This is a genomic window from Enterobacter sp. 3U4 (genome assembly GCF_057224565.1).
In genome coordinates, this window is record NZ_CP136665.1 from 2,731,425 (window position 1) to 2,754,972 (window position 23,548).

The 23,548-nt window shown below is 60.5% G+C and carries 18 protein-coding genes; 13 read left to right on the top strand and 5 right to left on the bottom strand.

Features of this window, described 5'->3' with window-relative positions; translation table 11 throughout:
* Positions 1 to 38 precede the first annotated feature (38 nt).
* Positions 39 to 1,286, bottom strand: a complete 1,248-nt coding sequence (gene entS, locus RVY89_RS13095) for an enterobactin transporter EntS (RefSeq protein WP_484825549.1) — start codon at positions 1,284 to 1,286, stop codon at positions 39 to 41.
* A 108-nt stretch (positions 1,287 to 1,394) separates the two neighbouring features.
* Here entS and fepD point away from each other — a divergent pair, with 108 nt between their 5' ends.
* The 3 genes from fepD to fepC are packed head-to-tail and all read left to right on the top strand — an operon-like array spanning position 1,395 to position 4,179.
* Positions 1,395 to 2,399 (top strand): Fe(3+)-siderophore ABC transporter permease, encoded by a 1,005-nt coding sequence (gene fepD / locus RVY89_RS13100; protein ID WP_484825550.1) that lies wholly within the window; start codon positions 1,395 to 1,397, stop codon positions 2,397 to 2,399.
* A complete protein-coding gene (gene fepG, locus RVY89_RS13105) occupies positions 2,399 to 3,388 on the top strand; it encodes an iron-enterobactin ABC transporter permease (protein WP_484827936.1) in 990 nt (329 codons plus the stop codon). Before fepD ends, fepG begins: the two co-directional genes overlap by 1 nt.
* Positions 3,385 to 4,179 carry an iron-enterobactin ABC transporter ATP-binding protein gene (fepC, locus tag RVY89_RS13110; protein WP_484825551.1) on the top strand — a complete coding sequence of 265 codons (795 nt, stop codon included), beginning with the start codon at positions 3,385 to 3,387 and terminating at the stop codon, positions 4,177 to 4,179. The genes fepG and fepC overlap by 4 nt, the downstream gene beginning before the upstream one ends.
* Before the next feature lie 79 nt (positions 4,180 to 4,258).
* Here the strand turns inward: fepC and entF are convergent, their stop codons facing one another.
* The 3 genes from entF to fes are packed head-to-tail and all read right to left on the bottom strand — an operon-like array spanning position 4,259 to position 9,538.
* Positions 4,259 to 8,119 (bottom strand): enterobactin non-ribosomal peptide synthetase EntF, encoded by a 3,861-nt coding sequence (gene entF / locus RVY89_RS13115; RefSeq protein WP_484825552.1) that lies wholly within the window; start codon positions 8,117 to 8,119, stop codon positions 4,259 to 4,261.
* The gene (locus RVY89_RS13120; RefSeq protein ID WP_484825553.1) at positions 8,116 to 8,328 is read right to left on the bottom strand and encodes an MbtH family protein; all 213 of its coding nucleotides are present in this window, start codon (positions 8,326 to 8,328) and stop codon (positions 8,116 to 8,118) included. Before RVY89_RS13120 ends, entF begins: the two co-directional genes overlap by 4 nt.
* A 10-nt stretch (positions 8,329 to 8,338) precedes the next feature.
* Entirely contained in the window at positions 8,339 to 9,538 is a 1,200-nt protein-coding gene (gene fes / locus RVY89_RS13125; protein WP_484825554.1) for an enterochelin esterase, read from the bottom strand.
* Between the two features lie 144 nt (positions 9,539 to 9,682).
* Between fes and RVY89_RS13130 the strand changes: the two genes are divergently transcribed.
* Together RVY89_RS13130 and entD are read left to right on the top strand one after the other, a co-directional pair.
* On the top strand, positions 9,683 to 11,932 hold the full coding sequence (locus RVY89_RS13130) for a TonB-dependent siderophore receptor (protein WP_484825555.1): 2,250 nt from the start codon (positions 9,683 to 9,685) through the stop codon (positions 11,930 to 11,932).
* Positions 11,933 to 12,105: 173 nt separating this feature from the next.
* Positions 12,106 to 12,762: an enterobactin synthase subunit EntD gene (entD, locus tag RVY89_RS13135; RefSeq protein WP_484825556.1), complete on the top strand. Its 657-nt coding sequence runs from the start codon at positions 12,106 to 12,108 to the stop codon at positions 12,760 to 12,762.
* Between the two features lie 114 nt (positions 12,763 to 12,876).
* Here the strand turns inward: entD and betT are convergent, their stop codons facing one another.
* A complete protein-coding gene (gene betT / locus RVY89_RS13140) occupies positions 12,877 to 14,910 on the bottom strand; it encodes a choline BCCT transporter BetT (RefSeq protein ID WP_484825557.1) in 2,034 nt (677 codons plus the stop codon).
* Between the two features lie 128 nt (positions 14,911 to 15,038).
* Here betT and betI point away from each other — a divergent pair, with 128 nt between their 5' ends.
* The 8 genes from betI (at position 15,039) to RVY89_RS13180 (ending at position 23,537) form a co-directional block, all read left to right on the top strand.
* Positions 15,039 to 15,626, top strand: coding sequence for a transcriptional regulator BetI (betI, locus tag RVY89_RS13145; RefSeq protein WP_032662864.1), 588 nt, complete (start codon positions 15,039 to 15,041; stop codon positions 15,624 to 15,626).
* A 13-nt stretch (positions 15,627 to 15,639) separates the two neighbouring features.
* Positions 15,640 to 17,112: a betaine-aldehyde dehydrogenase gene (gene betB / locus RVY89_RS13150; RefSeq protein WP_484825558.1), complete on the top strand. Its 1,473-nt coding sequence runs from the start codon at positions 15,640 to 15,642 to the stop codon at positions 17,110 to 17,112.
* 13 nt (positions 17,113 to 17,125) lie between these two features.
* Positions 17,126 to 18,790, top strand: a complete 1,665-nt coding sequence (gene betA / locus RVY89_RS13155) for a choline dehydrogenase (protein WP_484825559.1) — start codon at positions 17,126 to 17,128, stop codon at positions 18,788 to 18,790.
* A gap of 143 nt (positions 18,791 to 18,933) precedes the next feature.
* Positions 18,934 to 19,497 carry a fasciclin domain-containing protein gene (locus RVY89_RS13160; protein ID WP_484827937.1) on the top strand — a complete coding sequence of 188 codons (564 nt, stop codon included), beginning with the start codon at positions 18,934 to 18,936 and terminating at the stop codon, positions 19,495 to 19,497.
* 43 nt (positions 19,498 to 19,540) lie between these two features.
* A complete protein-coding gene (locus RVY89_RS13165) occupies positions 19,541 to 20,095 on the top strand; it encodes an RNA polymerase sigma factor (protein ID WP_484825560.1) in 555 nt (184 codons plus the stop codon).
* Positions 20,092 to 20,739 (top strand): anti-sigma factor, encoded by a 648-nt coding sequence (locus RVY89_RS13170; protein ID WP_484827938.1) that lies wholly within the window; start codon positions 20,092 to 20,094, stop codon positions 20,737 to 20,739. The genes RVY89_RS13165 and RVY89_RS13170 overlap by 4 nt, the downstream gene beginning before the upstream one ends.
* A 329-nt stretch (positions 20,740 to 21,068) precedes the next feature.
* Positions 21,069 to 21,809: an SDR family oxidoreductase gene (locus tag RVY89_RS13175; RefSeq protein WP_484825561.1), complete on the top strand. Its 741-nt coding sequence runs from the start codon at positions 21,069 to 21,071 to the stop codon at positions 21,807 to 21,809.
* A gap of 33 nt (positions 21,810 to 21,842) precedes the next feature.
* Positions 21,843 to 23,537, top strand: a complete 1,695-nt coding sequence (locus RVY89_RS13180; RefSeq protein ID WP_484825562.1) for a thiamine pyrophosphate-binding protein — start codon at positions 21,843 to 21,845, stop codon at positions 23,535 to 23,537.
* The last annotated feature ends 11 nt before the right edge of the window (positions 23,538 to 23,548 follow it).

Here is a 23,548-nt window from a genome sequence, read left to right on the forward strand (position 1 = left end):
CCTCCCTCTCCCTGTGGGAGAGGGTCGGGGTGAGGGCATCAGGCCGCACCGTCGTTCAACACAACCTCCTGCCTGAACCGGCGCAATTCCACCAACGCCACTAACAAAATCCCGCCCACAATCGCTAACACAAACCCGCTGCTGCTCGCCGACGCCGCCGGGGTCATTATCGCCCCCAGCCCGCCGAGGATCGCCGCGCCAATCGCATCGCCCGTGACGTTCTGCGCGGTCCACAGGCCGTTGATGCGCCCGAGCATCCCTTCCGGCGTCTGGGTCTGGATCAGGGTGTACTGCAAGAGCGAGCTGATGGCGCTCAGCCAGCCGAAAATCACCAAGCACAACACGCCCAGCGCCCAGACCGGCATCAGGCTAAAGAAGCCGATAGCGACAAACGACGCCAGCGTGGCAAGCAGCATAATCAACCCCGGACGCGCGCTCTGCGCCAGGTTGCCGCTGGTCAGCGCCCCGCAGGCCGCGCCGAGCGGAATGGCGGCGTACAGCAGGCCAATTTCCGAGGCGCTCATTTGCCACTCTCCCGCTAATGCCGGATACAGCACGCGCACGGCGCTCGCCATCGTCAGCAGGCCGCCGAGCAGCGCAATCCCGCCAATCAGCGGGTTGCTGAACAGGAAACGAATAGCGGACATCAGCGATTTCAGCGGATGCTCGCGCGTCTGCGGCGGAGGCGGCAGCAGCGGCAGGCGCAGCAGGGTCAGCGTGGTGATAAAGGTCCCCGCCGCCGCCAGCCCGTAGTTCCACGCCACGTTGCCGGTCGCCAGCAGCAGGCCGCCCACCATCGGCGAAACCACCGAGCCCAGACGCACGGTGAGCATGGTTATCGCCCCCGCCTGCATCAGGTTCTCGCGCCCGACCAGCGCGGGCGTCGCCGCCAGCAGCGCCGTCACGCCCAACGAGGCAAAAAAACCGTCCCACAGCCCGAGGGCATAAATGGCCATCAGCGACGGCTCAGGCAGCATGGCGTTCAGGCACAGCCCGATAAAGCCCACGCCGCAGGTGCCGCGCGCCAGCAGGATCAGCTTCTTGCGCTCGTAGCGGTCCGCCAGCACGCCGCCGACCATCAGGCCGATAAACATCGCCCCGCCGGTTAAGGTGACGGATAACCCCACCAGCCAGCTGGAGTGGGTCATGGCCTGGATCTGTACCGGCACGGCCACGCCGAGCAGCCCGAGGGACAAAATAGAGATAAAGCGAGCGATAAAGACGGCGCGATATGCCGGGTGCGTTTTAAGCAGGCTGAGGTTGAGCAGCCAGGATTTTTGATTCATGACAAAGCCTTGAGTGTAATTCTACCCATTCCATGGGCGCACATGCTAACATAGCCAAATAAGATAGATAACGATAATCACTATCATTATCAAATCATGGATGTTGCTATGCCGTTTTCCTCTTCTGCGGTGCGCGCCATTGCCGTGCCGGTTTTACTGCTGCTCCTGAGCCTTGCAGTTGCACTCAGCCTGCTGGTCGGCGCGAAGCCGCTGCCCGCGTCCGTTATCGTTGATGCGCTCTCCGGCACCTGCCAGAGCGCTGACTGCGTCATTGTGCTCGACGCCCGACTGCCCCGCACGCTTGCCGGACTGCTGGCGGGTGGCGCGCTCGGCCTTGCCGGTGCGCTGATGCAAACCCTCACCCGTAACCCGCTGGCGGACCCCGGTATTCTCGGCGTGAACTCTGGCGCCAGCTTTGCCATCGTGCTCGGCGCGGCGCTGTTCGGGTTGACCTCTCCTTCCGAACAGCTGGTGATGGCCTTTTGCGGCGCGCTGGCCGCCTCGCTGGTGGTCGCGTTTACCGGCAGCCAGGGCGGCGGACAGCTGAGCCCGGTGCGCCTGACGCTGGCGGGCGTGGCGCTCGCGGCGGTGCTGGAAGGCTTATCCAACGGCATCGCCCTGCTCAACCCGGACGTTTACGATCGGCTGCGCTTCTGGCAGGCCGGTTCGCTGGATATCCGCACTCTTGAAACCCTGAAAGTGGTGGCGATCCCGGTGATTATTGCCGCTGCCGTGGCGCTGTTTTTAAGCCGGTCGCTCAACAGCCTGAGCCTCGGCAGCGACACCGCCACCGCCCTCGGCAACCGGGTAGCGCGCACGCAGCTGATTGGTCTGTTCGCCATCACAGTACTGTGCGGCAGCGCGACCGCCGTGGTCGGCCCTATTGCCTTTATTGGCCTGATGATGCCGCACATGGCGCGCTGGCTGGTGGGGGCAGATCACCGCTGGTCGCTGCCGGTGACGCTGCTGGCAACCCCTGCCCTGCTGCTGTTTGCCGACGTGCTGGGCCGCCTGCTGGTGCCAGGCGAGCTGCGCGTCTCGGTGGTCAGCGCCTTTATCGGCGCGCCGGTGCTGATTTTCCTCGTACGCCGTAAACGCGGAGGTGGCGCATGATGGCTCCGTCCCGGCGTTTAGTCACCAGCGTCTCCCTGCTGGCTATCGCCATAGCGATGCTGGCGGTCTGGAGCCTGCGCAGCGGCGCGGTAACGCTCGATTTTTCTCAGGTGGTTAACGCCCTGCTCGGCAGCGCACCGCGCAATATCACCATGGTTGTCACCGAATGGCGACTGCCGCGCGTGGCGATGGCGATTCTGGTCGGCGCAGCGCTCGGCGTGAGCGGTGCGATATTCCAGTCGCTGATGCGTAACCCGCTCGGTAGCCCGGACGTGATGGGCCTCAACACCGGGGCCTGGAGCGGCGTGCTGGTGGCGATGGTGCTGTTCGGCCAGCACCTGACGGCCATCACCTTTACGGCAATGGCGGGCGGCATTCTGACGTCTTTGCTGATCTGGGCGCTGGCCTGGCGCAACGGTATCGACACCTTCCGCCTGATCGTCATCGGGATCGGCATACGCGCCATGCTGATGGCCTTTAACACCTGGCTTTTACTGCAGGCCTCGCTGGAAACCGCGCTCTCCGCCGGGCTGTGGTACGCCGGTTCGCTCAACGGCCTGACGTGGGGCAAAACCTGGCCCGCGGCACCGCTGATTGTGCTGATGTTTATCGGCGCGCTGCTGCTGGTACGCCGTATGCGCCTGCTGGAGATGGGCGACGACAGCGCCTGCGCGCTGGGCGTGGGCGTTGAACGCTCGCGCCTGATGCTGATGCTGGTCGCCGTACTGCTGACCGCCGCCTCCACCGCCATCGCGGGGCCGATCTCATTTATCGCCCTCGTGGCACCGCACATCGCGCGGTGCCTTAGCGGGACGGCGCGCTGGGGCTTAACCCAGGCGGCGCTGTGCGGCGCGCTTTTACTGCTGGCCGCCGATCTCTGCGCCCAGCGGCTGTTTATGCCTTATCAACTTCCGGTGGGCGTGGTGACCGTCAGCCTCGGCGGGATTTACCTCATCGTGTTGCTCGTTCAGGAGTCACGCAAGAAATGACAGATTCAACCACCCGCTTGCGCGGCGAAAATCTCACTCTCGGCTACGGCAAAAAAATCATTGCCCGTGACTTATCCGTCGCCATTCCGGACGGCCATTTTACGGCAATCATCGGCCCGAACGGCTGCGGTAAATCGACCCTGCTGCGCACCCTGAGCCGCCTGATGACGCCTGCTGAAGGCAGCGTGTTCCTCGACGGGGAGCAGATCCAGCGCTTCGCCAGCAAAGAGGTGGCCAGGCGCATTGGGCTACTGGCGCAAAACGCCACCACGCCGGGAGACATCACGGTGCAGGAGCTGGTCTCGCGCGGACGCTACCCGCACCAGCCGCTGTTTACCCGCTGGCGCAAGGAAGATGACGTGGCGGTTAGCCGCGCGATGAGGGCAACCGGGATTACCGATCTGGCCCAGCAGAGCGTGGATACCCTTTCCGGAGGGCAGCGTCAGCGCGCGTGGATCGCAATGGTGCTGGCGCAGGAGACCTCCATTATGCTGCTGGACGAGCCGACAACGTGGCTGGACATCAGCCATCAGATTGATCTGCTCGAGCTGCTGAGCGAGCTGAACCGCACGCAGGGGTACACCCTGGCGGCGGTGCTGCACGATTTAAACCAGGCGTGCCGCTACGCCACGCACCTGATTGCCTTGCGAGACGGGGAGATTGTGGCGCAGGGTGCGCCGAAAGAGATTGTGACGCCGGAGCTGATCGAGCGGATCTACGGCATGCGCTGCATGATTATTGAGGATCCGGTGGCGGGTACGCCGCTGGTGGTGCCGCTTGGTCGGCGGTAATTGCCGGGTGGCGGCTTTGCCTTACCCGGCCTACACACTGCTCCCGTAGGCCCGGTAAGCGCAGCGCCACCGGGCAGTTTCACTCCCCCAATACCTCCTTCAACACCGGCCCTATCTTCTCAAACGCCTGCGGTGAAATGATATCCACGTGGGCGCAATCCTGGCTGTACACCTCAAGTTCCGCCACCCACGGGGCCCAGGCGACCTGCGGATCCATCGCTCGCGTGCGCTCGGCGACAAACAGCGTCGCTTTGCCGTTAAAGCGCGCGCTGTGCGCCGTGGTGAGCAGCCGCACCGCGTCGGCGTAGTTGCCTTCAATCGCGTTAAACAGCTCGCTGGAGCCCTGCCCCTGCTGGGCGGCGATAAACGCCTCACGCTCGCGCTCGATCTCCGCCAGCACCTCCGGATCGAGGCCGTTGGCCTCTTTCTCCGCCCAGTTCAGGGTTTCCGGCGGCCAGGTATCCAGCAGGCCGAGGAACGAAACCTCTTCACCCTGCTCGTGCAGGCGGGCCGCAATCCCCTGGGCCAGCGTGCCGCCGAGGGAATAACCGAACAGGTAATACGGCCCCCGCGGCTGCTGCTTTCGCAACGTAACCAGGTGATGCTCAATCACCCCATCCAGATCCGCACGATGCTGCATCGGCCCGTCCGGGCGCGGTGACTGAATGCCGACGATTGACCAGCGCGGGCTGAGGTAGCGCGCCAGCACGCTAAACTGCCAGGCGAAGCCGGACGCCGGATGGAAGCAGAACAGCGTCGGACCGTCGCCTTCTCTTAGCGGAAGAAGTGTTTCATACCCCAGCCGCTGCGCCTGTTCATCGCTCATCTGCGAGTCCAGCAGCGCGCTGAGCTTGCTCACCGTGGAGGCGACCATAATCTGCCCCGGCGTCACCTTACGGGCGAACGTGCGGCTAAGCTGCGCCGCCAGACGCATGGCCAGCAGCGAGTGGCCGCCGAGGGCAAAGAAGTCGGCCTCAATGTCGTTCACCTCGCAGCCCAGCAGCGCGGCAAAGGCCTGCGCGACGGCGATTTCGGATTCGCTTTCCGGCGCACGCCCGGAGGTTTTACTCGTCAGCTCCGGCAGCGGCAGCGCCTTGCGATCCAGCTTGCCGTTGGCGCTCAGCGGCAGCGCGCTGATTTGCAGCAGCACCACCGGTACCATATGCGGCGGCAGCTGTGCCTTGAGCGATTCGAGCAGCGCATCGCGGTCCAGCGGTAAGCCGGATTCAGAAACCACGTACCCCACCAGCTGGCGCGCATCGCCACCCGTGGCCGCCGCCTGGTTGAATACGCAGGCGTGCGCCACGGCCTGGGCCACGTCCGGCAGCGACAGCATCGCCCGATCGATTTCACCCAGCTCGATGCGCTGGCCGCGGATTTTGAGCTGGTCGTCGCTGCGGCCCAGATACTCAACCGCCCCGTTGTCCAGCCAGCGGGCAACGTCACCTGTGCGGTACATCCGCTCGCCCGGCGCAAACGGGTCGGCAATAAAGCGGCTGGCGGTGAGATCCGGACGACCAAGATATCCCTGCGCCAGCTGAATGCCGGTGAGGTAGAGATCCCCCGCAACGCCGAACGGCACCGGGCGCATCATCGCGTCCAGAATGCGCAGCCCCGTGTTCCACACCGGGAAGCCGATCGGCACGCTGTTGCCTTCCACCGCCGCCAGCTCGGGCCCAAACGCCGGATACCAGCTGACGTCTACCGCCGCTTCCGTCGGGCCGTAGAGGTTATGCAGCGGCACGTGCGTCAGCTGTTCCCACTCGCGGCATAGCTCAGTTGGCAGCGCTTCGCCGCTGCAGAACACCTGCTTAAGGGTTTTGCAGCAGTCGACGTTTTCCGGCGTCAGCGAGGCAACAAACGCCGCCAGCATCGACGGCACAAAGTGGGTAGTGGTCACGCCGTAGTGCGTGAAGAAGCTTTGCATCGCCTGCGGATCGCGGTGCGCGTCCGGCTCGGCCATCACCAGCTTCGCCCCGGCGATAAACGGCCACCAGAACTCCCACACCGACACGTCAAAGCTGCACGGCGTTTTCTGCGCCACCACGTCGTTCGCATCGAGCGGATAATGGTCCTGCATCCACTTCAGGCGGTTAACGATGGCGGTATGGCCGACCATGACCCCTTTTGGACGCCCGGTCGAACCGGAGGTAAAGATGATGTACGCCGTCTGCTCCGGCTTCGCCAGCCGCAGCGGTTCAGCATCCGCTGCCGGTAACAGTGTGTTGTAACTAAACGCCGTAATCGGCAGATCGCTAAAGCGCGGAAGCTGTTCGTCAGTGGTAATGAGCAGGGACGGCTTCGCGTCCTCGAGCATCATCCGCAGGCGATCGTCCGGGTAGCCGGTGTCAAGCGGCAGCCACGCGGCGCCCGCCTCCACAATGCCGTGCAATGCTAACGTCAGGAACACCGAGCGCGGCAGGGCCACCGCTACGCTGTCGCCCGGCTTCACGCCGCGCGCGCGCAGCAGGTTTGCCAGCGCGACGACCTGCTGGCGCATCTGACGATAGCTGAGTTCAACGTGCGCATCCGCCAGCGCCGGGGCGTCCGGCGTTTTGCTCGCCTGTTCCGCCACCAAATCCGCGAGCGTGGTGGACGGCAGCGCCAGCCCGGTATCGTTGATGCGCGCCAGTTGGGCATATTCCTGTTCAGAAACGGTTTCCACCTCGCCGCAGCACAGGTCCGGGTTGACCGCAAACTGCCTCAGCATCGCGTTCAGGCGCGCGACGTGACGCGTCAGCGTCGCATCGTCGTAGCGCTGCTTATTGGCGAGGATCTCAATGCTCAACCCGCCCTGCTCGTCCGGGAATAGCGCCAGCTCCAGATCGTTCACCGGGCCGGTCGCCAGCGTGTGGGTGATGGCCTCCACGCCGTCGATATCCAGCTGGTAGTCGAACACTTTAACGTTCAGTACCGGGCCGAACAGCGCTTCATCGCCCGCCGCTTTCCCACTGTCGCGCACGATCTGCTCGGCGTCGTAGCGCTGGTGGCGGCGCATTTTTTTCATCTGGTTCGCCAGGCGCAGCGCCAGCGAGGGCAGACTCTCCTGCGGATCGATATTGACAGCCAGCGGCAGGACGTTAAGCACCGGTCCGGTCGCGGTCAGGGCTGCGGACCCCATCCTTCGCATAAAGATAAACCCGGCGGCGTAGTCCCGACGTCCGGTGAGGCGCCCAAGCCATAGCGCCACCAGCGCAAGCGCCAGGTCGGTGCGCTGTACCTTTTCTGCCGCCTGCGCAAGCTGGCTAAAAGCACGACCGTCGGCGGCGATTTTCAGGCGCAGGATATCCGTTGTCGCGGCGCGGCCCGGCAACGGCGCGGAGGAGAGCGAGACCGGAGACGGCAGCTGTTTGCGCTGCTCGGCCCAGAAGGCGCCGTCGCGCCGGTACGCCTCGCTGTCGCGATAGCGCTGGTACTCCTCCACCACCTCTTCAAATGGCGTAAACGGGGATTCAGGCGTGGGGTCGCCCTTTTTCCACGCGGCATAAATTGCGGCGATCTGGCGGGTAATGGCCGGGAAGCTGAAGCCATCCACCACAAGATGATGATAGCGCTGATACCAGTACCAGTGGTTTTCACCCACCTGAATCAGCTGGTGAAACGCCAGCGGCTGACCGCTGTCGACGCGCAGATTCTGGTCAAGATCGGATTCCATCAGCGCCACGGCGGCGGCGTGAGAATCAACGCGAACAACGGACGGTTCCGGCAGACTGAAGGTCTCATCCACCCACTGCCACACCTCGCCGTTTTCTTCTGCAAAACGCATGCGCAGGGTATCGGCCTGCATCATGCCTTCCGCAATGGCTTTAGCCAGCAGTGGCGCATCGATATCGCCTTTCAGCTCGGTGTAGTGCGCCACGCTCCAGGCGTTTGGCAGCGTGGACAGCTGTTCCGCCATCCAGATTCCCGGCTGGGCGGCGACGAGAGGAAGACGGTTCATACGTTCTCCCCCGCAAAGTGAGACGGCTCAAGCGTTTGCCAGTGCCCGGCAAGCCAGTGCTGGCAGGCCTCCTGAGACTGTGCTTCGCACACCACGCGCCACCCTGCCGGCAGTTCGCACTGCTGCGGCCACAGGCTGTACTGCCCCTGGTCGTTTTGCAAAATGGCGAACTGTCCCTGCGGATTATCGAAAGGATTGCTGAATTCCATACAGACTCCGTTAGTGAATAAGCGGCTGCCAGAGGGTCATCAGCCCCTGCGTCAGCCCACCGCGCCAGCAAAGCGCATCGTGTCCGCCGTCAACCTGACGCCAGATAACCGGTTGGTGTGTGTGCAGTTCGGCGTAAATCGCCTGATTCGCGCGGAAGATGAGCGGCTCGTTGCGCCCGGCTTCAAGAAAGATGCGTAGCCCGCGTGGGGATATTTCACCGGCTTTAAGTTGTTCGATTAACAGCCCGTCCTGCTGCCCGCCGCGGTGCGGCCACCAGTAAGAGCCGGACTGGCTGAGCACGCAGCCAAAACGCTGCGGCCAGTTCAGGCCAGCATACAGAGACGCGAGACCGCCAAAGCTCTGGCCAGCCACTACCGTACGATCGGCACGGTCGCTAAACGGCACGCGTTTTTGGACAAGGGGGAGCAGTTCTTCCTGCACCGCCAGCCAGATATCGGGATTGCACGGCAGCTCGCGGTTGCGATGCTCCATGTCGATAACATCGATTAAGACGTAGACAGCAGGCGGTAATTTGCGCTCGGCGGTGAGCGACGCCAGCGCGGGCCAGATCGGCATGCTTTCGGCCCAGAACTGCCCGTCGAGCAGCACCGCCAGCGGGCGTTCCGGGCTATGCTCCCCGGTGGTGAAAATCCAGACGCGACGGCGATTTTTCAGACGCGCGCTTTCCCACTCAATGCAGACCGGCGGCTGATACGGCGTATCGGGATGATTCCAGCCCGGCTGAACGGGCGCGTCCGGCATCTCCAGCGCGGAGACGGCATGACCGCGACCGCCGCGCCAGCTTTGCGGATTCAGCGGGTCGGAAACCGCGTGCGGCAGCAGCTTGCGCCACCCTTCGCGCAGCGCCATGCGCTCCGGCTGCTCGCCTTCAAACACTATGCTGGCAAAATCGTTTTCATTCACGGATGGGATAAAACAGTAGCTCCCGCGCCACTCGGGGCTGAACTCACCCTGCCACTGCCAGACGTCGGTATCGGGAATGCGTTCGAGAGACTGCGGGCGGGCATTTTGGTGGTGATCGGTCACGCCGGTGACGTAGAGCCAGACGCGTTTGATCGGAGACGTTCTTTGCGTTCCTGCCGGGTCACGCCACCAGAACGTGACGCGATATTTTTCCTTTTCCGGCTTCCATTCAGGCCCGTTTTTCGACCGCCACCACGCTTCACTTCCCGTTGTTAACGCCGTCACCCTTATAACCTCATGTTTAACAATCTTTTTTGTTTCAGAGCAAATTTTATTGATAATATTATTGATAACTATTTGCATTTGCAATAGCGTAGTGCCCGCGCCGTGGGAAGCGCTCATAAAACAACCACAAAAGCAGGACGTACAATGAATAAGAAGATTCACTCTCTGGCCTTGCTGGTCAATTTAGGGATTTACGGCGTCGCGCTGCCCGCTCTGGCAGACGACAACACCGCCTCTGCGCAGCACGAAGACACGATGGTGATCACCGCCGCCGAGCAGAATCTGCAGGCGCCGGGGGTATCGACCATCACCGCCGATGAAATTCGCAAAAACCCGCCCGCGCGCGATGTAGCGGAAATCATCCGCACGATGCCGGGCGTTAACCTGACCGGGAACTCCACCAGCGGCCAGCGCGGAAACAACCGTCAGATTGACATTCGCGGCATGGGGCCGGAAAACACGCTGATCCTGATCGACGGTAAGCCGGTCACCAGCCGCAACTCTATTCGTCTGGGCTGGCGCGGCGAACGTGACACCCGCGGCGATACCGGCTGGGTGCCGCCGGAGATGATCGAGCGCATCGAAGTGATCCGTGGTCCGGCGGCCGCGCGCTACGGCAACGGTGCGGCTGGCGGCGTGGTAAACATCATCACCAAAAAATTCGACGACCAGTGGCACGGCTCCTGGAACACCTACCTGAACGCGCCTGAGCACAAGGATGAAGGTTCCACCAAACGCACTAACTTCAGTCTGAGCGGCCCGCTGGGCGGCGACTTCAGCTTCCGCATGTTCGGTAACCTGGACAAAACCCAGGCCGACGCGTGGGACATTAACCAGGGCCATCAGTCTGACCGTACCGGTGCCTACGCCGACACGCTGCCGGCGGGCCGTGAGGGTGTGGAAAATAAAGACATCAACGGCGTGGTGCGCTGGGACTTTGCGCCGATGCAGTCCCTGGAGTTCGAAGCAGGCTACAGCCGCCAGAACAACCTCTACGCGGGCGATACCCAGAACACCAACAACGACAACAGCTCCAGCGGCCTGGTGAAAAAGAACTACGGCAAAGAGACCAACCGTATCTATCGCCAGAACTTCGCGGTCACCTGGAACGGCGGCTGGGATAACGGCATCACCACCAGCAGCTGGGCGCAGTACGAGCACACCCGCAACTCCCGTCTGGGCGAAGGGCTGGCGGGCGGTCTGGAAGGGCTGTTCAACAGTAATAAATTCACCGACACCGATCTGGCCGACGTGATGCTGCACAGCGAAATCAACCTGCCGATTGATTTCCTCGTCAACCAGAACCTGACGCTGGGAACCGAGTGGAACCAGCAGCGCATGAAGGACTCAACCTCCTTTACGCAAACCCAGCAGGGCGGCACCATTCCGGGCATGAGTAACGATCGTAGCCCGTACACCTCAGCGGAGATTTTCTCCCTGTTCGCTGAAAACAACATGGAGCTGACCGACAGCACCATGCTGACCCCTGCCCTGCGCTTCGACCACCACACCATCGTCGGCAACAACTGGAGCCCGTCCCTGAACCTGTCGCAGGGTCTGGGGGATGACTTCACGCTGAAGATGGGGATCGCACGCGCCTATAAAGCGCCGAGCCTGTACCAGACCAACCCGAACTACCTGTTGTACAGCAAAGGCCAGGGCTGCTACGCCAGCGGTGACGGCGTAGGCTGCTACATGATGGGCAACGACGACCTGAAAGCGGAAACCAGCATCAACAAAGAGATTGGTCTGGAGTGGAAACGCGACGGCTGGCTGGCGGGCGTGACCTGGTTCCGCAACGACTACCGCGACAAGATCGAAGCGGGCTACGCGCCGATTGGTCACACCTCTTCCGGTAAAGTGCAGACCGATATCTACCAGTGGGAAAACGTGCCTAAGGCGGTCGTCGAAGGGCTGGAAGGCTCTCTGAACGTGCCGGTCAGCGACACGATCAACTGGACCAATAACATCACCTATATGCTGCAGAGCAAGAACAAGGAGACCGGCGACCGTCTGTCGATCATTCCGGAGTACACGCTGAACTCAACCCTGAGCTGGCAGGTACATCAGGACGTGTCGCTCCAGTCGACCTTTACGTGGTACGGCAAGCAGCAGCCGAAGAAGTACAACTATAAAGGTCAGCCGGTGACCGGGTCTGAAAAAGACGAAGTCAGCCCGTACAGCATCGTTGGCCTGAGCGCGACATGGGACATGACCAAAAACGTCAGCCTGACCGGCGGCGTGGATAACGTCTTCGACAAACGCCAGTGGCGTGCGGGTAATGCCCAGACAACCGGGAACGCCACCACCGGGGCGTATATGTACGGCGCGGGGGCTTATACCTATAATGAGCCAGGCCGCACGTGGTATATGAGCGTGAATACGCGTTTCTGATAAAGGCAACAACGCCTCCCTCTCCCTGTGGGAGAGGGCCGGGGTGAGGGCGAGGTGAAAGCAAAACGGCAACCCCGTTGCCGTTTTTAGTTTTTGCTCCCTCTCCCCGTGGGAGAGGGAGAGGGCCGGGGTGAGGGCATCAGGCCGCACTATTCGTTGATAGAGGGGAAAACATGTACACAACCCACACCACGTTCATTCACGCCGACCACACCGTTCACCACGTCACCTTCGACCCAACCACCTTCACCGACGCCGATCTCCTCTGGCTCCCCCACCACGCCGAGCTTTCAAACGCCGGGCGCAAACGCAAAGCCGAACATCTGGCGGGCCGCATCGCCGCCGCGCATGCGCTCAGTGCGATAAATGAACGCGCAATTCCCGGCATCGGCCCCAGCGGCGAACCGCTCTGGCCGGAAGAGGTTTCGGGCAGCATTACCCACTGCGGCACGCAGGCGATGGCCGTTGTCGTCCGTAATCCAGATGCGCTTGTGGGTATTGATTGCGAAGCCATTCTTCCCGACCGTGAAGCCCGAGAAATCCAGGACGGCATCATTGATGCACAGGAAGCGACGTGCCTGACGCGCTCGGACTACCCCTATGCGCTGGCATTGACGCTGGCGTTTAGCGCAAAAGAGAGTCTGTTTAAGGCGCTCTACCTGCGGGTGAAAGTTTTCATGGGTTTTGAGTGGGCGAGAGTCACAGAGGTAACGGAAAAAACAATCACACTGGCGCTTTCGCGCCCGGCTGGAGAATATCCTGAGGGTAAACGCTTCACCCTCGTCTGGCAGCATAATGATGGGAACCTGTGGACGCTGCTAAAAGCCTGATGGCGCTTCGCTTATCAGGCCTACGGTAAACCGGTTTTGTAGGCCGGGTAAGGCATCGCCGCCACCCGGCATGAGGGCAACGGCGATGCCTTTGTACGTTCTTCAGTTCAAGGATCAAACATCCGGGAACATCACGCTATTCCCCGGCGCTTCCCTGTGCAGATGGATAAAGTTCAGGTGCCGTTCATACTGGTCCAGAATATCCGTAATCACCTGCTCCTTGCTGTAGTCCATCAAATCATTCCCCTGGCTCCCTTCCAGCAGGAAGGTTTCCAGCCGGTAGTAGGTCGACTTCCCGCTGCGCGCCCGGTAGGTAAAGCCAGGCACCGAATACTGCTGCGGCCAGATCTGGTAAACAAAGTTCTGTTCGTCGCCCATGTGCACCAGCAGATCCAGGTGCCCCAGGGTCTCGCCCTCCTCCGGCGGCAGATTTTTCAGCTCCACGTAGGCGCCACGCAGCTTCAGCTCCTGCGCCACCTCTTCCATCGCCGGGAAGCAGACCGTCTCCATCATCTGTTTGGTGTAGCGCGTGCCCGGGTAGTTCATCAGGCGCGACAGACGTTTCTTCCAGCTCAACCTGTCCTGCGCGCCCATCGGACGCGGCGCGGTGTCGCGGCTGGCGCTGACGCGGCGGTAGTCTTCCACCTTGAGCGATTTATACAGCCCTGCCATCACGAAGAAGATGACGAAGCTGAACGGCAGGCCCATGATCACCGTGGTGTTCTGCAGCGCCGAAATACCGTTGGTCATCAGCATACCGAGCGTCAGCAGGCCAATGGCGACGGACCAGAAGATGCGCAGCCAGTTCGGCGCGTCGCTGTTGATGTCCTTCAGCTTCGAGGTGAAGTTGCCCAGCACCAGCGCGCCGGAATCCGCCGAGGTGACGTAAAACAGCAGGCCGGTAATGGTCGCCACGGAGGCGCTAAAGGTAAACGCCGGGTACTGCGCCAGCAGGCTGTAGAAGCCGCGCTCCGGGTGTGCCATCGCTTCCTGCGCAAAAGTTGCATTGCCGTGGATGATCTCGTGCAGCGCGCTGTTGCCGAACACCGACAGCCACAACAGCGTAAAGGTGAACGGGATAATCAGCGTGCCCATCACAAACTGGCGGATGGTGCGGCCACGTGAAATACGCGCCAGGAACAGGCCGACAAACGGCGACCACGCCACCCACCACGCCCAGAAGAACAGCGTCCAGTTGTTCATCCACTCTACCGGGCGGTCAAAGGCGAAGCTGTTCAGCGTCATGCCCATAAAGCGGTTCACGTAGTCGCCCACGTTCAGCACTAAGGCATTGAGCAGGAACGAAGTGTCGCCCATAAACAGCACGAACAGGATCAGGCCCAGCGCCAGCGCCACGTTCAGCTCGGAGAGCACGCGGATACCCTTGTCCACGCCCGACGTCACCGAAATGGTGGCGATAATGACGGAGAGCGCAATCAGCGCCGCCTTCGCCGCCATCGAATCCGGAATATCAAACAGCACGCTCAGCCCGTAGTTGAGCTGCACCACGCCAATCCCGAGCGTTGTCGCGATGCCGAAGATGGTGCCGATCACCGCCGCGATATCCACCGTGTGGCCAATCGGGCCGTTTATCTTTTTACCGAAAATCGGGTACAGCGCGGAGCGGATGGTGAGGGGCAAATTATAACGATAGCTAAAGTATCCCAGCGCCATTCCCATCAGGGCGTACATTGACCAGCCGGTCAGGCCATAGTGGAAAAGCGTCCAGACCATCGCCTGGCGCGCGGCCTCCATCGTCTGCCCTGCCCCTTCCGGGGGCTGCATATACTGCGTGACCGGTTCCGCGACGGAGAAGAACATCAGGTCGATGCCGATGCCCGCGGCAAACAGCATCGCGGCCCAGCTCAGCAGGCTGAACTCGGGCTTGGACTGCTCGGGACCGAGCTTAACGGAGCCGAAGCGCGAGCAGGCAATACAGACCACAAAGACGATATAGAGGGTCGCCGCCAGCAGGTAGTACCAGCCGAAGGTCTTCGACACCCAGTTCAGGGTGCGCCCAATCCACTCGGCGGAAAAATCACGAAAGAAGATCGTTGTCAGGGAAAACAACAAAATCAGCCCGGCGGACGTATAAAAAACGACCGGGTTGATTTTGTCTTTTTCTCTGTCCTGTGAAAGGTCTGTCATCCAGTATCCTCACTGTTTTTGTAACTATTAAAATCCAAATCCGCAACAATTAAGACACATTTTATATTGAACGTCCAATCAAAAACCGCTTTAATGGTTAACCAACGCTGATGAATGGAGTGGCAAAAATGCCCAAAGTGGGGATGCAGCCGATCCGGCGCAGGCAGCTTATCGACGCCACGCTGGAAGCAATAAATGAAGTGGGAATGCATGACGCGACGATCGCGCAGATCGCCCGTCGGGCGGGCGTTTCCACGGGGATCATCAGTCACTACTTCAAAGACAAAAACGGTCTGCTGGAAGCAACCATGCGCGACATCACCGGTCAGCTTCGCGATGCGGTATTAAGCCGCTTACGCGCCCTGCCGGACGGCAGCGCGGAGCAGCGCCTGCAGGCGATTGTCGGCGGCAATTTTGATGAAACCCAGACCAGCGGCGCGGCAATGAAGGCCTGGCTGGCCTTCTGGGCGAGCAGCATGCACCAGCCGATGCTCTACCGCCTGCAGCAGGTGAGCAGCCGCCGTTTATTGTCAAACCTGGTGTACGAGTTCCGACGCGAACTGCCGCGCGAACAGGCCGAAGAGGCGGGCTACGGCCTGGCGGCCCTGATCGACGGACTGTGGCTGCGCGCTGCGCTGAGCGGCAAGCCGCTGGATAAGACCCTGGCCCAGTCGCTCACCAGCCACTTTATCAGCCAGCATTTACCGACCGAATAACCGAGGAGAATTTATGTCCCGAATGGCAGAACAGCAGCTTTATATCAATGGTGGTTATACATCGGCCACCAGCGGTCGCACCTTCGAGACCATCAACCCGGGCAACGGTGAAGTCCTGGCGACCGTACAGGCCGCCGGGCGCGAAGACGTCGATCGCGCCGTAGAGAGCGCAACGCGCGGGCAAAAAGTCTGGGCGGCGATGACCGCCATGGAGCGCTCTCGCATCCTGCGTCGCGCCGTCGACATCCTGCGCGAGCGCAACGACGATCTGGCAAAGCTGGAAACCCTCGACACCGGTAAAGCGTATTCCGAAACCTCAACCGTGGATATCGTCACCGGTGCGGACGTGCTGGAGTACTACGCAGGGCTGATCCCGGCGCTGGAAGGCAGCCAGATCCCGCTGCGCGACACTTCGTTCGTCTACACCCGTCGCGAGCCGCTGGGCGTGGTGGCGGGCATCGGAGCGTGGAACTACCCGATCCAGATCGCCCTGTGGAAATCGGCCCCGGCGCTGGCGGCGGGCAACGCAATGATCTTCAAGCCAAGCGAAGTGACGCCGCTCACCGCCCTGAAGCTTGCCGAAATCTACACCGAAGCGGGCCTGCCGGACGGCGTGTTTAACGTCCTGCCGGGCGTGGGCGCGGAGACCGGCCAGTATCTGACCGAGCATCCGGGCATCGCCAAAGTTTCCTTCACCGGCGGCGTCGCCAGCGGCAAAAAGGTGATGGCCAACTCGGCGGCCTCGTCCCTGAAAGAGGTGACGATGGAGCTGGGCGGCAAATCTCCGCTGATTATTTTTGACGACGCGGATCTGGATCTCGCGGCGGACATCGCCATGATGGCGAACTTCTTCAGCTCCGGCCAGGTGTGTACCAACGGCACCCGCGTGTTTGTTCCGGCTAAGTTCAAAGCCGCGTTTGAGCAGAAAATCGTTGAGCGCGTGGGCCGCATCCGCGCGGGCGATCTGTTCGATGAACGCACCAACTTTGGTCCGATGGTCAGCTTCCCGCACCGCGACAGCGTGATGCGCTACATCGCCAAAGGCAAAGAGGAAGGCGCGCGCGTGCTGTGCGGCGGCGACGTGCTGAAGGGCGAAGGCTTCGATAACGGCGCGTGGGTGGCCCCGACCGTGTTCACCGACTGCACCGACGAGATGACCATCGTGCGCGAAGAGATCTTCGGCCCGGTGATGTCCATCCTCACCTATGACACCGACGAAGAAGCCATTCGCCGCGCCAACGACACCGATTACGGGCTGGCTGCAGGCATCGTCACGGCCGACCTGAACCGCGCCCACGGCGCCATTCATCAGCTCGAAGCGGGCATCTGCTGGATCAACACCTGGGGTGAATCCGCCGCCGAAATGCCGGTTGGCGGCTACAAGCACTCCGGCATTGGCCGCGAGAACGGCGTCATGACGCTCCAGAGCTACACCCAGGTGAAGTCCATCCAGGTTGAGATGGGTAAATTCCAGTCCATATTTTAACCGGGAGGTTTATTTGCAATTTGACTACATCATTATCGGGGCCGGCTCTGCCGGCAACGTGCTGGCAACGCGACTGACTGAAGATCCGAACACCACCGTCCTGCTGCTTGAAGCGGGCGGGCCGGACTACCGCTTTGACTTCCGCACCCAGATGCCCGCCGCGCTGGCGTTCCCGCTGCAGGGCAAGCGCTACAACTGGGCGTATGAAACCGAACCAGAGCCGTACATGAACAACCGGCGCATGGAGTGCGGACGCGGCAAAGGGCTGGGCGGCTCGTCGCTGATCAACGGCATGTGCTACATCCGCGGTAACGCGATGGACCTCGACCACTGGGCAAAAGAGCCGGGTCTGGAGCACTGGAGCTACCTCAACTGCCTGCCCTACTACCGCAAGGCCGAGACGCGCGACGTGGGGCCGAACGACTACCACGGCGGCGACGGTCCGGTGAGCGTCACCACCTCGAAACCGGGCGTGAACCCGCTGTTTGAGGCGATGGTGGAGGCGGGCGTGCAGGCGGGCTATCCGCGCACCGACGATCTCAACGGCTATCAGCAGGAAGGGTTCGGCCCGATGGACCGCACGGTCACGCCGCAGGGCCGACGCGCCAGCACCGCGCGCGGCTATCTGGATCAGGCGAAACCGCGTCCGAACCTGACCATCCGCACCCACGCAATGACAGACCGTATCCTCTTTGAGGGCAAGCGCGCGGTGGGCGTCGAGTGGCTGGAGGGTGAAAGCACTATTCCATCTAAAGCAACGGCGAAGAAAGAAGTGCTGCTGAGCGCCGGGGCGATTGCCTCCCCGCAGATCCTCCAGCGCTCCGGCGTGGGCAATGCTGACCTGCTGAAGCAGTTCGATATCCCGCTGGTACACGATCTGCCCGGCGTGGGCGAAAACCTGCAGGATCACCTGGAGATGTACCTCCAGTACGAATGCAAAGAGCCGGTCTCCCTCTACCCTGCCCTGCAGTGGTGGAACCAGCCGAAGATTGGCGCCGAGTGGCTGTTTGGCGGCACCGGCGTGGGCGCGAGCAACCACTTCGAAGCGGGCGGGTTTATCCGCAGCCGCGAGGAGTTTGAGTGGCCGAACATTCAGTACCACTTCCTGCCGGTGGCGATTAACTACAACGGCTCGAACGCGGTGAAAGAGCACGGCTTCCAGTGCCACGTCGGATCCATGCGTTCACCGAGCCGCGGACACGTGCGCATCAAGTCCCGCGATCCGCACCAGCATCCGGCGATCCTGTTTAACTATATGTCCCACGAGCAGGACTGGCAGGAGTTCCGCGACGCGATCCGCATCACCCGCGAGATCATGCACCAGCCCGCGCTGGACAAGTACCGGGGCCGTGAAATCAGTCCGGGTATTGAATGCCAGACCGACGAGCAGCTGGACGAGTTTGTGCGTAACCACGCCGAAACCGCGTTCCACCCCTGTGGCACCTGCAAGATGGGTTACGACGAGATGGCGGTGGTCGACGGCGAAGGCCGCGTTCACGGGCTGGAGGGGCTGCGCGTGGTGGATGCGTCGATTATGCCGCAGATCATCACCGGCAACCTGAACGCCACCACCATTATGATTGGTGAGAAGGTTGCCGACGCCATTCGCGGTCGCGAGCCGCTGGCGAAGAGCACGGCTGCATATTATGTGGCGAACGGGGCGCCGGTGAGACGCTAAGTCATTTGCCCTCTCCCCACCGGGGAGAGGGAATTCACTTCCCCGCCACAAATTTATTTTCATTTCCCTGCATCCAGTTTCCCCCCTGCCCTCGTATGTGAGTATGTGAGCAACGCCTTTGCTCCTTAACCCGAGGATAAATGATGAAAAAGCTACTCAGTGTTGCATTCGTATCCAGCACGATACTCTTCTGTGCAGGCGCATCAGCAGCCATGACGTCAGACACCGTGATGGTGGGCGGAGCGGCGATGTTCCCGAGCAAAAATATTGTTGAAAACGCCGTGAACTCGAAAGATCACACTACGCTGGTGGCCGCCGTCAAAGCGGCGGGGCTGGTAGATACGCTCCAGAGCAAAGGGCCATTCACCGTGTTTGCCCCGACCAATGCGGCGTTTGCGAAATTGCCTGCCGGCACGGTCGAGAACCTGGTTAAACCCGAAAACAAAGCCACGCTCACCAGCATCCTGACCTATCACGTGGTCGCCGGTAATTACGATATGAAAGCGCTGGAGCAGAAAATTAAACAGGGCGGCGGTCACGCGGAGCTTAAGACCGTAAACGGTCAGCCTCTGTGGATCATGAGTAACGGCCCGCACAATATTCAGCTCAAGGATGGTAAAGGTAACGTGGCGAACATCAGCACCTACGACGTCCGTCAGAAAAATGGCGTGATCGATGTGATTGATACCGTCCTGATGCCTAAGTAGTTGTCTATACTTCGGAAGTGTGACGTTGCCTTCCGGGAAAAACATGGATAACGCGCTGGCTGAACAGCAGTTGAAATTAATGCAGGCGATCGCTAACGGCGATCGCCGCGCATTTGAACAACTTTACCGACTCACATCGCCTCACCTGTTTGCCGTTGCGCTGCGCATGTTGCGCGACCGCGCCTGGGCAGAAGAGATCCTTCACGACTGTTTTGTCACCGTCTGGAGTAAAGCCGAAACCTATAACGCTACCCTGAGCTCCCCGATGACCTGGCTTACGCATATTGTTCGCAACCGCTGTATTGACTGGCTGCGCAGCGGGCAAACCCGGGCTGCAGCCCGTGAAGAGTCTTATTCGGAAGATATTCTGTCGAGCGAAAGCGATGAGCAGAATAACTGGCACGACGACGCGCAGGCAGCACGGCTCAGGCATTGTCTGGAACATTTGAGTCATGAACAGCGCCAGAGTATTACGCTTGCCTACTATCAAGGCATGTCCCACAGCGACATTGCCGACTGGCTCCACCAGCCCGTGGGCTCGGTAAAAAGCTGGATCCGCCGCGCGATGGATCATCTTCGGGAGTGCGTGGGCCTATGAATGACAGCGAAAAACGCGATGACATGCTGGCTGCGGAATATGCCCTCGGCACCCTGCGCGGAGGGGCGCGGCTTCAGTTCCAGAAAAGACTTGCCGCAGAGCCGCGCCTGACAGCGCGCGTCGCGTACTGGCAGGAAATGTTCAGCACGCTCGACAGTCATCTTGCACCCGTTCCCCCACCCGAGACGGTGTGGAAGAGAATCGCCCTCGATCTGCCGCCCAAAAAGCCTTTGCGCCAAAGCCGGCCTTATCTCGGCTGGATGGTCGCGGCCTCCCTCGCCGCCCTGTCGGTCGTTGCCTGGTATACCATCCGTACCCCGGAACTCGCACCGCTGATGGTGCTCAACGATGCCCAACAGCACGGACAATGGGTCGTCAGTACAGACGCCCGCCGCCAGTATCTGAGCATAACGCCTCTCAGACCGAACGCTGTCGCGGCGCAAAACAGCCTGCAGCTTTGGCTTATTCCTGCCGGGAAGGCCCCGATATCCCTTGGGCTGCTGCAAAGTGATATACCGACCCATGTTGCCCTCAGGAATAACACCCTTACCCCTGACGCGATGATAGCCATAAGCCTTGAACCTGAGGGGGGATCACCCACCGGTCAACCCACCGGTCCCGTGCTCTACAGTGGGAAAATTTAATTCTCAGGCCTTGTTCGCAGGGCCGCGAGCCTCTTAATCTACCTTCCCCGGATTTACGCCTGCATGATAAGAAAAGAGAGATTTTTCAATACTAAATCCTTTACATAATATTGGCTGTCACATATAAGAATTAAATATTAGCACGGCAATGAATTTTATTACTTGAAACTTTATTGACACTCTCCCTGAAACTCCATTAAGTTTAAACCGAATGCTATTTAATTCGATATATACAATATATTTTCAAAAAGGGTTAAAGAATTTATCATCATTCTTTAACCCTTCTCTGCATTTTATTTTTTTGAATCACACAACAGTGAGATAAGATCATGAATAATAGTGCAAACAAAGTTGTTGTTATCACCGGTGCCAGCAGCGGTATTGGTGAGGCCATCGCCCTTCACCTGGCAAATAAACCTTTTTCTCTGGTACTGGTTGCCCGTCGTCTGGAGAGAATTAACGCCCTGGTGGATCGCATTATTCAGCAGGGCGGCCAGGCGATTGCCGTGAAGGCGGACGTGACCCGACAGGAGGAGGTTCAGCGCGCGATTGACGCTGCCGTCGCCGCATACCAGCGCGTCGATGTGCTGATCAACAACGCGGGCTTTATGGCGATTGCCCCCATCAGCGAGTTGAAAACCGACGAATGGGACCGGATGATTGATACCAATATCAAAGGCGTGCTGTACGGTATCGCGGCGGCATTTCCGGTGTTCCAGCGTCAGGGGAGCGGGCACTTTATTAACGTTGCCTCCGTGGCGGGTATCAAGGTCCTTGCCCCCGGCGGCGTGGTGTACAGCGCCACGAAATTCGCCGTCCGCGCCCTGAGTGAAGGGTTACGTCAGGAAGCGGGGAAAACCGTTCGGACTACCCTTATCTCCCCCGGCGCCGTTGAAAGCGAGCTGCAGTTTGGTAGCTCTGATGCCCCGAGCAAACAGTTCTTGCATGAATTTTATAAGCAGGCTATTCCGGCAGAGTCGATTGCCAGAGCCGTATTATTTGCTATCGAACAGCCTGGCGATGTTGATGTAAATGAAATAATTATTCGTCCCACGCAGGAAGAATTTTAGCATGAGTTAAATAACGCTGAATGAGGTGTCATTATGATTAAATCATTAACGTCCTTATCAGATTTAAATATGCGATCGGGCGCCGACATTCTCCTTGAAGTGCTGGAGAGTGAAGGCGTGGAATATATTTTTGGCAACCCCGGCACCACCGAACTTCCGCTCATTGATGCCCTGCTTCGCCATGAAAATATTCACTATATTCTGGCGCTTCAGGAGAGCAGCGTGGTCGCTATTGCCGACGGCTACGCGAAAGCCTCAGGCAAGACCGGTTTTATCAATTTGCATACCGCCAGCGGTCTGGGGCACGGGATGGGGAATCTCATTAATTCGCGGATCATGAAAACCCCGCTGGTTGTCACCGTCGGACAGCAGGATACGCGACACTACGTGCGCGACCCGCTCCTGTACGATGACATTGTCTCCATTGGCTCCCCGGTCATGAAATGGGCGCAGGAGGTCACCAGCGCCGACCAGCTCCCGGTGCTGGTGCGCCGGGCATTTCACGCTGCCAGCTACCCTCCTGCGGGTCCGGTGCTGCTTTCTTTGCCGATGAACGTGATGGAAGAGCTCAGCGAAGCCGGAATACAAACGGCCTCTAAAGTGAACTACCACACCGTGGCGGGCTCGCTGGACGAACTGGCGGCGGAGCTGAGCCAGGTTACGCCCGGAAGGATCATGATTGTGGCGGGGGATGAAGTTCACTCCAGCGGCTCAACGCAGGAGATTGTCCAGCTTGCTGAAGCGCTCGGCGCCCACGTCTACGGCTCCTCCTGGCCGCTGAATTTGCCTTTTCCCACCCAGCACGCGCTCTGGCGGGGCAATATGCCCACCACCGCCAGCGAAATCGCCAGCATCATCAACGCCTACGATGCCGTATTTATCATCGGCGGCAGAAGCCTGATTACCATTTTGTACAGCGAGGGCGAGGCCATTCCGGAAACCTGTGCGGTGTATCAGCTCTCAGCGGATATGAACGAACTTGGCCGCACGTATGCCACCCGCCTCTCGGTGATGGGGGATATCAAACTGTCCCTGCATGAACTACTGCCAAAGCTTGAGCAGCGGCTGATAGCCAGCACGCTGGCCCACCAGCGGCTGTTGGTTGCGGCTCGCGACGAACGTGAGAAGGAGTGGCAGCAGCAGGAAGAACGTCTGGCCGCCGAGCGGCTACGCCCGGCGATCTCCCCGATGGTAGCTGCCTGGGAAGTCATCCGATCCATTCCGGCTGGCACCACCATCGTTGATGAGGCGATAGCGACCGCCAGGCATGTCCGCCGGTTCATCTCTGACCAGCAGCATCAGCGCTACTACTTTATGCGCGGCGGCGGACTGGGCTGGGGGATGCCTGCCTCAGTGGGTCATTCGCTGGGGCGCGGACGGGAGCCGGTGGTCTGCCTGATAGGTGACGGAGCCTCCCTTTACTCGCCACAGGCGCTCTGGACGGCGGCACACGAAAATCTGCCGGTCACCTTTATCGTCATGAACAACAGGGAGTACAACATCCTGAAAAACTTTATGAAGAGCCAGGCTGACTACAGCTCAACGCGGCTGGGGCGTTTCATCGGGATGGACCTGGTGAACCCGCATATCGATTTTCAGTCGCTGGCCGCCGCCATGGGCGTCCACTGCTGCCGGGTGACCGAGGCTGCAGATATCGCCGAAGCGGTAGCGCGCGGGCTACAGTCAGGAAAAACCAACCTGATTGAAATCGCGATTTCCGCGGATTAGCCGCGCGTTTA